13 protein-coding genes are annotated in these 14,702 nt (G+C 70.9%); 2 read left to right on the top strand and 11 right to left on the bottom strand.

Annotated features, from left to right (window positions below):
• Positions 1–2: 2 nt before the first annotated feature.
• The gene (locus G3I56_RS37630) at positions 3–458 is read right to left on the bottom strand and encodes a hypothetical protein (protein ID WP_164417114.1); all 456 of its coding nucleotides are present in this window, start codon (positions 456–458) and stop codon (positions 3–5) included.
• A gap of 366 nt (positions 459–824) precedes the next feature.
• Here G3I56_RS37630 and G3I56_RS37635 point away from each other — a divergent pair, with 366 nt between their 5' ends.
• Positions 825–1,886: a chitinase gene (locus tag G3I56_RS37635; protein ID WP_164417116.1), complete on the top strand. Its 1,062-nt coding sequence runs from the start codon at positions 825–827 to the stop codon at positions 1,884–1,886.
• A 97-nt stretch (positions 1,887–1,983) separates the two neighbouring features.
• Here G3I56_RS37635 and G3I56_RS37640 read toward each other — a convergent pair whose 3' ends face one another.
• The 4 genes from G3I56_RS37640 to G3I56_RS37655 all read right to left on the bottom strand — a co-directional run bounded on the left by G3I56_RS37640 (position 1,984) and on the right by G3I56_RS37655 (position 7,699).
• A complete protein-coding gene (locus tag G3I56_RS37640) occupies positions 1,984–2,430 on the bottom strand; it encodes a hypothetical protein (RefSeq protein ID WP_164417118.1) in 447 nt (148 codons plus the stop codon).
• Positions 2,431–2,447: 17 nt separating this feature from the next.
• Positions 2,448–3,641 (bottom strand): cyclic dehypoxanthinyl futalosine synthase, encoded by a 1,194-nt coding sequence (gene mqnC / locus G3I56_RS37645; protein WP_164417173.1) that lies wholly within the window; start codon positions 3,639–3,641, stop codon positions 2,448–2,450.
• 112 nt (positions 3,642–3,753) lie between these two features.
• On the bottom strand, positions 3,754–4,587 hold the full coding sequence (locus G3I56_RS37650) for an A24 family peptidase (RefSeq protein ID WP_164417120.1): 834 nt from the start codon (positions 4,585–4,587) through the stop codon (positions 3,754–3,756).
• A 10-nt stretch (positions 4,588–4,597) separates the two neighbouring features.
• A complete protein-coding gene (locus G3I56_RS37655) occupies positions 4,598–7,699 on the bottom strand; it encodes a bacterial transcriptional activator domain-containing protein (RefSeq protein ID WP_164417123.1) in 3,102 nt (1,033 codons plus the stop codon).
• 264 nt (positions 7,700–7,963) lie between these two features.
• Here G3I56_RS37655 and G3I56_RS44895 point away from each other — a divergent pair, with 264 nt between their 5' ends.
• Positions 7,964–8,089, top strand: a complete 126-nt coding sequence (locus G3I56_RS44895) for a hypothetical protein (protein ID WP_275406943.1) — start codon at positions 7,964–7,966, stop codon at positions 8,087–8,089.
• Between the two features lie 127 nt (positions 8,090–8,216).
• Here the strand turns inward: G3I56_RS44895 and G3I56_RS37660 are convergent, their stop codons facing one another.
• The 6 genes from G3I56_RS37660 to G3I56_RS37685 are packed head-to-tail and all read right to left on the bottom strand — an operon-like array spanning position 8,217 to position 14,702.
• Positions 8,217–9,212 carry an NAD(P)-dependent oxidoreductase gene (locus G3I56_RS37660; RefSeq protein WP_164417125.1) on the bottom strand — a complete coding sequence of 332 codons (996 nt, stop codon included), beginning with the start codon at positions 9,210–9,212 and terminating at the stop codon, positions 8,217–8,219.
• Entirely contained in the window at positions 9,209–9,745 is a 537-nt protein-coding gene (locus G3I56_RS37665) for a flavin reductase family protein (protein ID WP_343240175.1), read from the bottom strand. The genes G3I56_RS37660 and G3I56_RS37665 overlap by 4 nt, the downstream gene beginning before the upstream one ends.
• Positions 9,742–11,028: an MFS transporter gene (locus G3I56_RS37670; protein ID WP_164417127.1), complete on the bottom strand. Its 1,287-nt coding sequence runs from the start codon at positions 11,026–11,028 to the stop codon at positions 9,742–9,744. Before G3I56_RS37670 ends, G3I56_RS37665 begins: the two co-directional genes overlap by 4 nt.
• A complete protein-coding gene (locus G3I56_RS37675; protein ID WP_164417129.1) occupies positions 11,028–12,128 on the bottom strand; it encodes an LLM class flavin-dependent oxidoreductase in 1,101 nt (366 codons plus the stop codon). The genes G3I56_RS37670 and G3I56_RS37675 overlap by 1 nt, the downstream gene beginning before the upstream one ends.
• The gene (locus G3I56_RS37680) at positions 12,125–13,432 is read right to left on the bottom strand and encodes an ATP-grasp domain-containing protein (protein ID WP_164417131.1); all 1,308 of its coding nucleotides are present in this window, start codon (positions 13,430–13,432) and stop codon (positions 12,125–12,127) included. Before G3I56_RS37680 ends, G3I56_RS37675 begins: the two co-directional genes overlap by 4 nt.
• Positions 13,425–14,702, bottom strand: a complete 1,278-nt coding sequence (locus G3I56_RS37685; RefSeq protein ID WP_164417133.1) for an ATP-grasp domain-containing protein — start codon at positions 14,700–14,702, stop codon at positions 13,425–13,427. Before G3I56_RS37685 ends, G3I56_RS37680 begins: the two co-directional genes overlap by 8 nt.

Consider the following 14,702-nt stretch of genomic DNA (forward strand, 5'->3'; position numbering starts at 1 on the left):
GGTCAGTTGGCGTCCGCGGAGGCGGACGCGGTGGCGGTCGCGGTCGGTGCCGAAGCGGGCGGCTCGCCCGTGGCGATGCCCGCCGGCGGGGCGCCGGAGGGCCTGACGGGCGGGGTGACGGCTCCGGTGGGAGCGCCCGACCGGGCTGCTCCGAAGCCGCCCTGCGGCTGCTGGTTGCTGCCCGGCCCCTGGTTGCCGACCCGGCCCCCGCCTCCGAAAGGCAGCAGCGACGACGGAGTGAGCGACGTGCCCCAGCCCATGAAGGCCATGCCGAGCACGACGGCATACCCAAGACAGGCGACACCGAGGAAGGTGCCGAACCGGCGCAGCAGTCTCGCCCGGCGGCCGGAGTTGTCGACGAACACGGGACCGTCCACGGACCCGTCGGACCCCTTGCCGCTCTTACGGCGCCGGCCGCGGCCGGCGGCACGGTTTTCGATGTCAGGCTCGGAATGCATTCCCCGGACATTAGGAGGGCTTTATGTGACCGAAACTCTGATTCTCATGTGAGACGCCCATGAGAAACTCCTTAACCTGTGCATCTCCTGAGAGTCTCCCCGGAAGCCTGCGCAACCCGCCCTCGATGGAAAGGAGCCGATTGTCCCGCTTGCTTGCCCCATTCGCGCCCTTCACGGTGCGCTGTCCATGAGCTCGCTGTGTGTTCACCGCCCTCATGAAGGACAGTCTCGTGTGAGACCTTTCCACTCCGGATCCACTCGGGATCCACTTCGGAAACGCACTTTGTTTCCGTCCTGAGACGGATATCACTCGGACATCACCAACACATAACTGAGACAGAAATCACGAGAGCGGGTGCATGCGCGATGAGGCGTTTCCTTGGGTCGGCCGCCGGATTCACATGTCTGGTGGCGCTGACCTGCGCCGGGTGCACATCCGGCTCGGACAGCGACACGAACGGCGACACGGGCAGCGGCTCCGGCGCCGCGTCCGCGACCCCTTCCGAACAGGCCCAGGCGAGCGCCTCCCCCTCGGCGAGCACCGCCTCGACGACCGAGTTCGCCCCGTACGTCAGCGCCACCGACGCGAACGACAACGACAGCGCGGGCTCACCGACGGCGTACAACCTGGCGTTCGTGATCTCGGACGGTACGACCTGTACGCCGAAGTGGAACGGTACGACGGCCATCGGCGACTCGGCCGTCAAGTCCCGCACAGCGAAGCTCGCGGCGACCGGCGGCTCGGTCCGGGTCTCCTTCGGCGGCGCGTCCGGCAAGGAGCTGGCCGAGGTCTGCGACAGTGCGTCCGCGCTGGCCAAGGCCTACGGCGCGGCCCTGGACGCCGCCGGTTCGACCCAGGCCGACTTCGACGTCGAGGGCGACACCCTCACCGACTCCGCCTCCGTCGAGCTGCGTTCGAAGGCGATCGCCCTGCTGCAGAAGGAGCGCACCGACCTGAGCGTCTCCTTCACCCTGCCAGTCATGCCGACCGGCCTCGACGACGACAGCGTGGCCCTGCTCGACTCGGCCAACAACAACTCCGTACAGGTGTCCACCGTCAACATCATGACGATGAACTACGGCAGCGACTACAAGGACGACATGGGCGAGTACGCGCTCACGTCGGCCGCGGCGACACATGACCAGCTCGCCGACATCTTCGGGCTGTCGGAGGAGGGGGCCTGGCAGGGGATGGCGTTGACGTCGATGATCGGTGTGAATGACGTCGCCAATGAGACGTTCTCTCTGGCGGACGCGGCGGAGGTGCGGGCGTTCGCGGAGGAGAAGGGGGTTGCCTGGGTGTCCATGTGGTCGACGTTTCGGGACCAGGAGTGTGAGGATGATGTTTCCTCGTCCGATGATGCGGCAACCAATTGCAGTGGGGTTTCTCAGGATGCGGGGGCTTTTGGGGTGGCGTTTTCGGGGTGAGAAGGGTCGTTTGTCGGATGCGGGGCCGTGGGTGCTTTTCGCGCCCACGCGGCGGAGCCGCACAATGTCACAGCCCCGCGCCCCTAAAAGCGACACCTCACCGGCGTCTGTGGATTAGGCGTCCTGCGCATACCGTCGCCAAGCACGCCCCGCCTTCGTCGAATACCGCCAGGTCCGCCCGCCCGCCCTGGACGATCGCCGGAATCCGTGTCCGCATCAGTACGGCGACGTCGTTACGAGCCGCCGCTGATCGTAGGTCGGGTGAGGTGACGTACTCCTCCAGTACCGCCACCGCTCCCCCCTTCAGCACGGCGTGCACGCGTTCGCGTGGGCTCGGGGCGTCCGGGAGCGGGCCTTCGTGGACGAGGCCGGGGCCCAGGGCGCCCGGCCATTGCCGCACCCTCGCCCCCGGGAACAGTTCCGCCAGTTCAGCGAGTGAGCCCAGGGCGGCGACGCGGTTGCCGTCGACCGCGACGGCACCGTCCTTCAGGGGCTCGGCGTCCCAGCCGACCCGGACCTCGTCGGCGGCGTGAATCGTCAGCACGGTCTGTGCTGTGCTTGCTAGTTGGAAGCCAGGAGCTTGAGCTCGGGGTGAGCCGTGCCGCCCTCGATCGCGGTGGACGAGATGTGGGACATGACGCGCTCGTCGACCGGGTCGTTCGCCGGGTCGTCGTGGACGACGATGTGCTCGTACGTCGTGGTCCGCTGGGCGGGGACGCGGCCCGCCCTGCGGATCAGGTCGATGATCTCCATACGGTTGGAGCGGTGCTTGGCGCCCGCGGCGGAGACGACGTTCTCCTCCAGCATGATCGAGCCGAGGTCGTCCGCGCCGTAGTGCAGGGACAGCTGGCCGGCCTCCTTGCCCGTGGTGAGCCACGAGCCCTGGATGTGGGCGATGTTGTCCATGAACAGGCGGGCGATGGCGATCATGCGCAGGTACTCGAAGATCGTGGCCTGCGTACGGCCCTTGAGGTGGTTGTTCTCGGGCTGGTAGGTGTACGGGATGAAGGCGCGGAAGCCGCCCGTCCGGTCCTGTACGTCACGGATCATCCGCAGGTGCTCGATGCGCTCGGCGTTGGTCTCGCCGGTGCCCATGAGCATGGTGGACGTCGATTCGACGCCCAGCCCGTGCGCGGTCTCCATGATCTCCAGCCAGCGTTCGCCGGACTCCTTGAGGGGCGCGATGGCCTTGCGGGGACGCTCGGGAAGGAGTTCCGCGCCGGCGCCGGCGAAGGAGTCGAGACCGGCCTCGTGGATACGGGTGATCGCCTCCTCGACCGACACCTTCGAGATCCGGGCCATGTGCTCGACCTCGCTCGCCCCCAGGCTGTGGATGACGAGCTGCGGGAAGTCGGCCTTGATCGCGGCGAAGTGCTTCTCGTAGTACTCGACGCCGTAGTCCGGGTGGTGGCCGCCCTGGAACATGATCTGTGTACCGCCGAGTTCGACGGTCTCCGCGCACCGGCGCAGGATGTCGTCGAGGTCGCGGGTCCAGCCCTTGGCCGTATCCTTGGGGGCGGCGTAGAAGGCGCAGAACTTGCACGCCGTGACGCACACGTTCGTGTAGTTGATGTTGCGCTCGATGATGTACGTCGCGATGTGCTCCGTACCCGCGTAACGGCGGCGGCGTACGGCGTCGGCGGCCGAGCCGAGGGCGTGCAGCGGGGCGTCGCGGTAGAGGTGGAGCGCCTCTTCGGGGGTGATCCGCCCGCCCGCCGCGGCACGTTCGAGGACGGCTGTGACATCAAACGACATATGGTCGGCGTTCTCGGTCACCGGGCGTCCTTTCGGAAGGCGTGGGGCGGACCGTTCCAGCCTACGTCAGTGCCCTGCCGCGCCTCACGTCAGCGTCCTGTCACGCCTCACCTCAGGCCGCGTAAGCCCCGATCAGCAGCCCGACGAACGCGCCCGCGATCAGGAACGGCCCGAACGGGATGGACGTACGGCGACCGATCCGCCGCGCGATGACGAGCGGGATCCCGTACACCCCGCCGAACAGAAACCCGGCGAAGGTGCCGAGCACGACACTCCCCCAGCCGTACCAGCCCAGCACCGCCCCGAGGCCGAGGGCGAGCTTCACATCGCCGAAGCCCATGCCGTCGGGGCTGATGAGGAAGAGCACGAAGTACACGCCCGCGAGCACCAGAGCGCCCAGCAGGGCGGTGGGCCAGTCGCCGGCGTGCTCGGGCAGCAGCGCGGCCACGCCCAGCAGGACGAGGGCGGCGGCGGCCAGCGGCAGGGTCAGCGGGTCGGGCAGCCGCTGCACCCGGAAGTCCACGACCGCGAGCAGCACCCCTACGGGCGCCAGCAGCAGCCAGGCCCCGAGCTCGGGCCGGGTACCGGTCGCAGTGGCGAGCGCGGCACAGACGAGCCCGGTGGCGAGGGCGAGGAGTGGAGTGCTGGGCCCGTACGACGCGCTTGCGTCGGACGACCGGCTTCCATCGGACGAGGTGTCGGCCGCGTTCGCTGTCACGTGCCCGGCGTCCGGCCGGCCCTTGGTGCCCGGACCGGCGCAGGTCGTGCACCGGGCCAGGCCCAGCCAGCCGCCCAACCGGCCGCCCAGGGGATGGCCCTGGGGACAGCTGTCCCGCCAGGGCTCCTCGGGCGGGACGGAGAACCGGTGGGCGGCGCGGGGTACGAGCGTTCCGGCCGCCGCGCCCCACAGCGCGGCGACCACCACGAGCAGTTGGTCGATGCTCATCCCGCAGCGCTCATCCCGCAGCCGCCGTGTCGTCGCGCCACGTCGGCAGCAGTTCGTCGAGGAGCGCCTCGGTGCGGGGCGGCAGCCCGCGTGCGCCGCTGCGGCGGATCAGATCGACGGCGACCTGCTGGAGCTTGTCCGTGTCGCCGGTGGAGTGCGTGGCGCGCAGGAGTTCGTGCCACAGTCGCTCGTCGCCGGGGGCGGAGTTGAGGGCGGCGTTGAGCGCCTCGATGGCCCTTTCCGCCCGGTTCTTCACGAGGTGGAACTCGGCGAGCGCGAGCCCGATGTCCGCGACCAGCAGCGGGAGTTGGGCGTCGATGATCTCGTGCGTGAGCCAGCCGTAACGGCCCTCGGGACGGTCGGCGAGGAGTGGCCCGCGCACCAGCACGAGCGCGTCGGTGAGGAGCCTGCCGCGTACGACGCGGCTGTCGACGCCCTTGCCCTGCGTGGCCTCGTGGTAGAGGGAGCGCAGCACATCCAGGTCGGACACGACCGACTTGGCGAGCGTGAGCCGCCCGCCCGCGTCGGTGGCGAGTCGGGGGGCGCCGTCGGGGTCGGTGCCGAGCCAGACACGCAGCCGCTCGAGGAGCGCCTCGCGTACGTCGTCGGTGACACCGCGCGGCCAGAGCGCAGAGGCCAGTACACGCGGGTGCACACCTTCGCGGTGCAGCAACAGCAGTGCGAGCGCCTCGTGTTGGAGCGGGCTGCGCTCCCCGTCGGGGGTGTCGAGGCCGATGATCTCGTACGGGCCCACGAGCCGGGCGTACACCGCCGGCCGCCCCTGCTCGCTGATGTCGACGAGGAAGGGGGGCGTGGTCGCCGGTCCGTCCGGAGCGTGTTCGGGGTCGGCGCCGACGAACAGCTCGACGATCGCCCGCTGTTGGGCAACGGGCAGCAACTGAGCGTCGAGTTCGAGCCCGAGGAGGGGCGCGAGGAGCTTGCCCTCGCCGGTGATCTCCAACTCCCAGGCGGCGCCGGGCAGATCACCGCTGTCGGTGCCGACGAGGTATCCGATGCCCAACCTGCTCGCCTCGGCGGCGAGTTCGGCGAGCTTGACGGCGTCGTCGGCGGAGGGTTCGGCCGCGAGGAGGACGAGGTGCGGGGCCCAACGGGTGTGCTGGGCGGGCCCGGTGCGGCCGGTGAGGACCGAGTCGTGACCGGCGGCACCGAGCGCACCGCGCCGCTGCCTGGTCTCGGCCTCCATCGTCTCGACGAGGGCCTCGATGTCGTCGAGGTGGCGCAGCCGGTTGGGGGCGAGGGCGGTGAGGTCCTGGCCGAATCCGACGAGGGTGATGGTCATCCGGTCCGACCAGCCGTTGGTGGCCAACTCGGCGGCGACGGAGGCGAACACGGCGGCCCGGTCGGACTCGCTCCCGCTCAGCGAGACGATGCCCGGCACGGACTCCAGGTTGAGCAGCAGGCGTGAGTCGTCCATGGTCCCGAGGCTGACGAGGCCCGGGTAGGGAGCGGCGGTGTCGACATCCTCGTACCGCTCGGCATCGGTCCGGGACAGCAGCCAGAAGGTCTGGTCCTGCCCGAGCTGCCACGGGGCCGGGGGCTTCCCGGCGGGCTGGGCGAGCTGGAGATGCAGGTCACCGTTGCTGAGCCAGGCGGCGTAGACGGTGGGGAGCGGGCGGGACTCTCCGGCGAGGGAGGCGGCGAGGCCGCGCAGCGAGCGGTCCAGCAGGCGTACGCCTTCGGGGTCGGCGCCGATGAGGAGCGCGTCCTGGGCGTCGGCGGCGGCACCGGTCGGCGTGGGCGGCTCCATACCGCGCCGCCCGCCGACCGCACCGATCGCCGACTGCCACAGGGCCTGCCGGCGCCGACGTCCGAGGGCGCCGAGGAGACCGGCGGCGAGAAGGGGGGCGCCGACGAGGGCTTCGGGGAGACCGAAGGAGAAGCCGGCGCCGGATTCGGCGGACTCGGCGGAGGCTGCGGTCGCGGCTTCGGCGTGCTGCTCCTGCTGTGCGGCGGGGGTGGCCTGGGAGCCGGTTGCGGCGCGCCGGTCGGTGAGGCTGATGCGGGTGGTGTCGGTGTCGAGGGAGGCGGTGCCGCCCTGTCGGCCGCCGCCTGCTCGTTGAGCGTGGTCGCCGGTCTGCGCGTACTGGTTGATCTGCTGCGCGACCTGCGGGGCGACAGTGGAACCGGCGTCGGGGGCACTGGTGTCGGTGCCGGGAGCGGTGGTGCTGACCCCGGAAGCTGTGGTGCCGGTGCTGGGCATCTCGACGAGGTCGCCGCCGCGGGCGTCGCCGGGCATCTCCATGATCCAGCCGGGGCGGATCAGACTGGCCTCGGAGAGCCGCGAACCGTCGGGCTGCACACGGTCCTTGTTGAGCTGGTAGATCTCGCCGTACCGGCGCCCGTCGCCGAGGTGGCGCTGCGCTATCTCCCACAGGGAGTCGTGGTGCCGGCCCTCGGGAGGCTGGATCCGGTAGTACTTCGTATCACCGGTTTTGACCGACGGCCCCCCGACCTCCGCGTGACTCGCGGCATCGGCGGCCTGCCGGCCGAGCGCGGCTGCGGTACTGGCCGCCTGTTCCTGCTGCTGCGCGAACATCCCGGTCAGCGAACCGCCGGGCGTGGCCTGGGCGGACGCCACGGTGCCCTGCTGGTTCCCGTCCATGCTGTGTCCGAGCTGCGAAAGCCCCGGCGTGAGGGAGGCCGCCGTGGCACCCACGAGCAGCAGCGCGGCGACCAGCTGCCGCGCGAGCAGCTGACTCGGCCCGGCCCCGGGCACCCGTCCCGGCATCCCGACCCCGGACAGCGCGGCCTTCACCTCGACGAGCACGCACGCGGTGAACTGGGCCCAGGCGATCCACACGATGACCCCGAGGACACCGGTGAACGTCTTGACCGTGATCTCTTCCTGCAGCCAGTCCAGGGACGGCGATCCGTCCGGGAACGGCCAGCCGATGACCACGGCGAGCGCGTAGGGCACGCCCACGAGCAGGCCGGCGAGGGCGACGAACGCGAGAAACGCCTTGACGAAGTCACCGAAGCTGCGCCGCCGCCTCGGCAGGGGCTGCGGCGTGCGGTTCCTGGGCCCCGACGGATCTCCCGACGGGTCTCCCGACGAGCTTCCCGTCCGGCTTGAAGTGCTGCGTCGCGGCATGGCGGGTGTCCTGGGTTCGTGTCGTGTGGGGTGGGAGGGAGATATGGGGGTGCGCTGAGCCTATCGGGAACTTATTTCGGGTGTAGGGGGCGGTGGAGGGCCGAGACGAGGAGGAGGTGTCCGGGCGTACGGAACTCGTCGGATACCGCCCACCAGGTCTGAGCCGGGGGAGACAAAGAGGGCCAATGCCACTCCGCATCCGGATCGTTCACAACCGCCACGACACACTCTTCACGGTCCCCACACGGTCGTCCGGCGGCAGACATGTCCGAGACGGCGCAGGACATCGCCGTCCGGGAGATCCGTTCGTGCTTTCCGGAGGGTGGGGAGGCAACGCTGGATCCCACCGCGTCCCGAGACCTCATCCACCGGCTGTCGAAGGCACTGTGAGGCGCCCACCATGGCCCAGTCCCCCAACTGCCGGAAGTCCACCTTCTCCGGCGGCGCCGAGGGCAACAGGGTGGACACCGCGTACACCGCCTGAACTCGCTGTCCCGGCAGCGGGAATGGAAGCCGGTTACACCGGTACGGCGTGCGGCGGAGTCGATCCGCGTCGTACGGCCAGGAGGTTCTCCACCGCCATGTCGGCCATCCTGGTCATCGCCTGCGTGCTGTGGAAGCCGCTGTGGGGTGTGACAAGGAGGCGGGTCGGGGCGAAGGCGAGCAGGCCGTGGGGGTCGTCGGCGGGCGAGGGGGTGGGCTCGGTGTAGTAGCCGTCGATGGACGCGCCCGCGATGGTGCCCTCGGCGAGGGCGGACCGCAGGGCCGCCGGGTCGACCAGTGCGGCGCGCGAACAGTTGACGAGGTAACCGGAGGGCCCCAGCGCACCCAGGTGTTCGGCGGTGACGACTCCGTCGTTCACGCCGGGTTCGTGGGCGAGGTTGAGGCTCACCACGTCGGCGGAGTGGAAGAGGTCGGTGAGGGACGCGACCGCCTTGTAGGGCAGTGCCGCCAGCTCGGGCCGGGGTGTGCGGTTCCAGTACAGGATCTCCGTGCCGAAGGCGGCGTGCGCCATCCGGGCCAGCTCGCGGCCGATGTGGCCCATGCCCGCGATGCCCAGGCGGGCCCCGGCCAGGGAGGGAGTGGACCGCTCGCTCCACCGGCCCTCGGCGACCTCGGTGGCGGTGCGGGTGACAGCCCGGACGAGGTCGAGGATGTGGGCGAGGGACATCTCGGCGACCGCGACCGCGTTGGCGTGCGGGGTGTAGGCGAAGCGGATGGGCGAGGGGCCCGCGGGCAGCTCCATGAAGGAGGCGTATCCGGTGCCGAGGAAGCAGGCGACGGCCAGGTCCGGCAGCCTGTCCCAGGCCTTGGCGGACACCTGCTCGCTGCCACCGAGGACGTAACCCCAGGCGCCGTCGAGTGCTTGGATCACTCCCTCCTCGTCGAGGTCGCCGGGGGCAGTGGTGACCTCGAAGCCGGCGGCGTGCAGTGCGCGGACCGAGGGCTCGGGGAAGGGAGCACCGGTGACGACGATCCGGCGCAAGTCTCGGGCGGGTGCGGGGGTGTTCACTGGTGGGGATCTCCCGTGGCGACGAAGGCTCTGCGGTACCAGACGAGTGGCGGCTCGGCGTGCTCGTTCATGACGACGCCGGTCAGCCGACCGATGACGAGGTGGTGGTCGCCGGCCGGCACGCTGTTCACGGTCGTGCAGCGGTAGGCGGCGTTGGTCCCCGCGAGCAGCGGCGGGCCGTCCTGAGAGCCGGGCCAGGGGGCGAACTCGTGGGCGTCGGCGGTGTCGAAGCGGTCGGCGCCGTGCCGGGCGAAGAGGGCGGCGAGGCCGCGGTGGCTCTCCCCCAGGACGTTGACGGCGAACTCGCGGGAGCCGGTCAGTGCGTTCAGACAGCTGGAGCGGTTGTCAACGCCGACCAGCAGCAGCGGCGGGTCGAGGGAGACGGAGACGACGGAGCCCGCGGTGAAACCCCGGCGACGCCCCCGGTCGTCGGTGGTGGTGACGATGGACACGGCCGTGGCCAGGTGGGACATGGCCTCGCGGAACGTGTCCGCGTCCAGAGGTGCCGCCAGGCGGCGGACCGGCGCGCTCACGCCTGCCCTCCCGTCACGGCCGTCGTGGTGGCAGCCGGCTCAGCGCCGGTCGGGCGGTCCGCCAGGGCCCGTTGGAAACCGCGGATGGTGAGGGGCAGGAACACCACCCCGAACAGCGCCAGCGGCAGAGTCAGTACGGCGGTGAGCCGCTGCGGCCCGATCGCGTCGCCGCCGACCGCGACGAGTACTCCGGCGAGCGGAAAGGCCAGGTCGTTGATGATGAAGAACGAGCCCGTGACCTTGCCCAGATGCTCCCGGGGGATGGCCTTCACCCGCTGGGTGCGGTTGTAGACGTTGAAGTACGCGGCGGCGACCCACATCCCGACGAACGCCACCGCGTAGACGGCGAGGGACGACGCGAAACCGAGGAGCAGCAGCGCGCCGCACAGTCCGGTGAAGCCGATCACGCCCAGCGCACTGATCTGGAATCGGCGCAGCAGCAGCGGGATGAGCAGGAGGTTGATCAGGCCCATCACGCCGACACAGGTGTTGAGCAGGGCGAAGGTCGACTCGGGGGCCTCGAACACACCGGTGACGACGGCCACGTTGGTGGCCAGGGCCACCGAAGCCACCAGGTTGATAAGGAAGTTGAAGCCCGCGAGCATCAGCACGGGCCGGTTGCCGACCAGCAGCCGCCAGCCCTGTCGTATCTCGGCCACGGAGTCCCGCAGGGCGCCGGAGCTTTCGGTAGCGGGCCGAGGAACCGGCTCGGGGCGCTGCCAGGGCAGCGGCAGCCAGCAGGCCGCGGCGGTGGCGAACATGGCGCCGGCCAGACCCAGCAGCCCCACCTTGCCCAGGACGAGGACGGCGACGACCGCCAGGCCCGGACCGAGCGCCATGGCGAGCAGTTCCATGTTCTGCACCAGGGACTGCGTCTTCGCCAGGTTCTCGCCCTCGGCGATCTGCGGGACGACCTTCTCCACGGACATGTGGACGCCCGCCATCAGCGTGGAGAGCAGGGCGCCGTTGACCAGGAGCACCGGCGTGGACCAGCCGGGCAGGGCCAGACAGAGCACCACCGCGATGCCGAGCAGCGCGGCCCGGCCGAGGTTGGCCCGGGAGAACAGCCGTACCCCGCCGTCGCGGTCGGCGAGCACCCCGGCGAAGGGGTAGGCCACCAGGTTGGGCAGCCATTCCAGCGCGTAGGCCAGTCCCAGCGCGGCGACCTCGCCGGTGTCGCGGTAGATGATCAGCGGGACGGCGAACAGCACGATCTGCTGGGCCATGAGCCCGATCAGCACGCCGCCCGAGAACAGCGAACGCCGGGCCCGTTCGCCTGCCATCAGACCGTCTGCCGTTCGGACGCGGCCCCGGTCGGCTCCCGCTGTTCCCGCTGTTCGAGTGCGCGCACCAGGGGCAGGACGCGGGTGAAGAAGCGCCGCATCTCGTCACGGGCGGGCCAGCCGGAGAGGATGAACTCGCCGACACCGGCGGCCTTGTACGCGAGAAGGGCCTCGGCGACCTCCTCGTAGCTGCCGGTCAGACACAGCGCCGGGCCGCCGCGGTAGGCGACGACGCCCGAGTACAGCACCGGGTCGAGCCAGCCGTGGCCGGCCTCCTCGGCAAGACGGAAGGAGTTCTTCACGGCCTGGGAGTCGCCCTGTTCCACGAACTCGGCGACCCACTCACGGTGCTTCTCGTCGCCGCCGGCGACGACCGCGGCCAGGTCGGCCAGGGCCTCCTCGCGGGTCTCGCGGGCCAGCACCTGCATACGCAGGCCGACCCGGCAGCCCTGCGCGAGGACGGGCTCGGCCGATTTCGCGATCGCCGCGGGGACGTCGGCATAGCGGAACCAGCAGTCCCCGTATCTGACGGCGTTGGCCTGGGCGACGGCCGAGGCACCGCTGACGTAGATCTCCGGACGGCCGCCCTCGTGGTACCCCAGGCCCAACTGGGCCTGTTTCAGCTGGTAGTGGGCGCCTTCGTAGTCGAAGGGGGTGGCCGGGTCCCGCCAGAAGCGGTGGGCGATCTCCAGGAACTCGGCGGCGCGCGCGTAGCGGTCGTCGTGCGGCAGAAAGTCCCCGTAGTACGCCTGTTCGGCCGGGGAGATGCCGGCGATCATGTTGAGCGAGATACGGCCGCCGGACATCCAGGACAGGGTGTTGACGACCTGGGTGAAGAGGGTCGGCGAGAGCAGGCCGGGCCGGTAGGCCAGGATGAACTTCAGCCGCTGTGTCTCGCGCATGAAGGTGCCGATGATGGGCAGCGGGTCCGGCAGGTCGAAGCTCTGCGCCATCAGCAGGGAGTCGACGCCGAGTTCGTCGGCCTCACGGGTGAAGTCGATCGCGCCGTCGAGGTCCAGGACGTCGGAGGCGTACTTCTGGGCGGTCTTCTCCTGGCCGTCGTCCAGCGCGGAGCCCCAGTGGAAACGCAGCTCGCTCACGCGCCGACCTCCACAGCGGCGGGTTCGGCCACCAGCCGGTAGCGGACGATGGCCTCCTGGACGGCCCGGCGCACCGCGGCCTGACCGGTACCGCGCAGCAGGAAGCGCCCGCCGGCGTGGTCGTAGCCGCCGTCTCCGTCGAACACGTGGCCGACCTCGGGAAGCGCCTCGGCGTACACCTCGGGGACCACGCCGACCAGGGAGTCACGGGCGGTGACCCGGGCGGGCAGGGGCCGGGGTTCGGGGAAGACCAGCCAGCCGCCGGAGGCCTCGATGCCGCGCAGTTCGGCCTCGTCGGTGAGCGGTGGCAGGCCGATCGTGGTGCGGACGGCCTCGCAGTACAGGTCGATGCCGAACAGATCGCGGTGGAGGAAGGGCACGCCGGCGCCGCCGGGGCGCAGGCCGACCTCCAGGAACACCGGCTCGCCGGTCTCGGTGAGGATCAGCTCCAGGTGGAAGGGCCCGTCCCACAGCTCCAGGGCGTCCAGGCAGTCGGCGGCGAAGCCGGTGAGCTGCTCGTGGAGTGGGCCGCGGTCGAGGAGGACCGAGCCGAGGGGGGTGCCGCCGTTGAAGTCCAGGCAGGTGTTCACGTACTCCGAGACGGTGGCGAAGTGGAAGCGACCACCGCTGCGGATGCCGTCCACGTGGTGGATCCGGCCCTCGACGTACTCCTCGGCCTCGTAACCGTGGAGGGCCTCGGGGCCGATGTCCCCCAGTGCCGCGGCGAGTTCCTCCTCGCTGCGGACCAGCCGGACGCCCTTGGAGGCGGCGCCGTCGCGTGGCTTGAGGATCAGCGGGAGGCCGGGCAGTCCGGCATCGGGTGCCAGGAGGGCGGCGGCGGTGGCCGCGTCGGTCAGCCCCAGGTAACGGGGGGCGCGGATGCCCGCGTAGCCGATCCAGCGCTTCATGACGGTCTTGTCGCGGAAGCGGGTGACGTAGTCGGTGCTCCAGCCGGGGACGCCGAGGGCGTTGCGCAGTTCGGCGGCGGTGAGCAGGTCGAACTCGGAGACGCCGACGATGCCGGCGAGCGGTCCGTGCGCCTCGGCGATACGCCGGGCATGCGGCAGCAGGGTGGCGTACCGCAGGTCGGGTACGACGACGGTGGCCACGGCGGTGTCACGGTCCAGCGGCGGCAGGCCGTCCTCGGTGGTGAGGTAGGCCAGCCGGTGGGTGCCGTCCGGTACGAAGCGGTGGTACTCGCCGAACTCGTCGTCGTACCGGTTGATGACCAGGAGCAGCGGCGGGGAATCGGACTCGGGCTCGGGCTCGTGCTCGGACGCGGGCAGGGATGCGGTGTTACTCAAAGCTCACTCCACGGTCGATGAGATGCCCGAACTCGACGGCGTCTGCGTACGAGTCGGCGGCGTAGACGACGTGCCCGATCCGGCAGCGGAAGTCGTGCGCGGGCGGAATCGGCTCACCCGGCGCCAGATACAGCTCGACATCCAGCACCTCGGGCCGCGCCCGCAGGTCCGCGAGGCCCGGGACGGCGCGGTAGCTGGAGCGGCCGGGCGCGGTGAAGAAGCGGATGCCGGCGTGCTTGGCGCGCGGCGCGGTCGCCGGGACGCCGGTCGGCGGCCTGGCCGGGTCCAGCGGCAGACCCGCGTGCGCGGCCACCGCGAGGTGGGGCAGGGACACGCCGGTCGCCAGCTGGACCAGCTCGGGTATGTGGTCACCGCCCATGCGGGCGCCGAGTTCGATGAGAACGGGTTCGCCGCCGGGCAACCGCAGTTCGCAGTGGAACGGTCCGACCCGCACCCCGAGCGCCGCGACCACGTCGGTGACGTACGCCTCGACGGTGTCCTGCTCGGCGGTGCTGAGCCCGGCCTGGACGATGTGGCCCAGCTCCACGAAGTACGGTTCGGGGCCGAGGAGTTTACGGGTGACGGCCACGATGGTCACCTCGCCGGTGGCACTCACGCAGCCCTCGACGGAGACCTCCGGCCCGTCGAGGTACTCCTCCACCAGCACCCGCCCGTCGAGCCGACGGCCCATGTCCGGGCGGGAGTCCGCAGTCAGCAGGCGGTAGGCCCGGTGGAGTTCGGCTCGGGTGTCGGCACGGCTGACGTGGACGCTGCCGGCCGAGTCGGTGGGCTTGAGGACGCAGGGAAAGCCCACGTGGTCGGCGGCGGCATCGAGTTCGGCGGCCGACGACGCCGGGGCCCACCGCGGCACCCGGAGCCCGGCGTCGTCGATCCGCTGCCGCATCGCGGCCTTGTCACGGACCTGCTCGACCGAGTCCTCCGCGAACCCGGCCAGACCCAGCCGAGCGGCGAGTCTGGCGACCACGGGGACGTAGAACTCGAAGCCCGGCAGGACACCGAGCAGGCCGCCGTCCTCGTGCAGCCGGATCGCGGCCTGCGTGAGGGCGGTCTCGTCGTTGGTGTCGACGGTGACCAGGGTGTCGATGTCCTGCCGGACCCGGTCCGGCAGACGGCGGTCGTCGGCGTCGAAGGACGCCACCACCGTCTGCAGCCCCAGGTCCCGGGCGGCGCTCAGCAACGCCGTCCCGGACGAGACCGGCTCGACGACCAGTACCCGGCCGGGTCGCGCGTCGCGGAGGTCGGTCGTCAT

Origin of the sequence: Streptomyces sp. SID12488, assembly GCF_010548275.1 — a bacterium.
Lineage (GTDB): Bacteria > Actinomycetota > Actinomycetes > Streptomycetales > Streptomycetaceae > Streptomyces.

What these genes read in the sequence shown, in the direction of transcription:
- G3I56_RS37630 (WP_164417114.1), bottom strand. Translation starts at nt 458, where the DNA reads ATGCATTCCGAGCCTGACATCGAAAACCGTGCCGCCGGCCGCGGCCGG.
- G3I56_RS37635 (WP_164417116.1), top strand. Translation starts at nt 825, where the DNA reads ATGAGGCGTTTCCTTGGGTCGGCCGCCGGATTCACATGTCTGGTGGCG.
- mqnC (WP_164417173.1), bottom strand. Translation starts at nt 3,641, where the DNA reads ATGTCGTTTGATGTCACAGCCGTCCTCGAACGTGCCGCGGCGGGCGGG.
- G3I56_RS37650 (WP_164417120.1), bottom strand. Translation starts at nt 4,587, where the DNA reads ATGAGCATCGACCAACTGCTCGTGGTGGTCGCCGCGCTGTGGGGCGCG.
- G3I56_RS37655 (WP_164417123.1), bottom strand. Translation starts at nt 7,699, where the DNA reads ATGCCGCGACGCAGCACTTCAAGCCGGACGGGAAGCTCGTCGGGAGAC.
- G3I56_RS44895 (WP_275406943.1), top strand. Translation starts at nt 7,964, where the DNA reads ATGTCCGAGACGGCGCAGGACATCGCCGTCCGGGAGATCCGTTCGTGC.
- G3I56_RS37670 (WP_164417127.1), bottom strand. Translation starts at nt 11,028, where the DNA reads ATGGCAGGCGAACGGGCCCGGCGTTCGCTGTTCTCGGGCGGCGTGCTG.
- G3I56_RS37685 (WP_164417133.1), bottom strand. Translation starts at nt 14,702, where the DNA reads ATGACGACCGACCTCCGCGACGCGCGACCCGGCCGGGTACTGGTCGTC.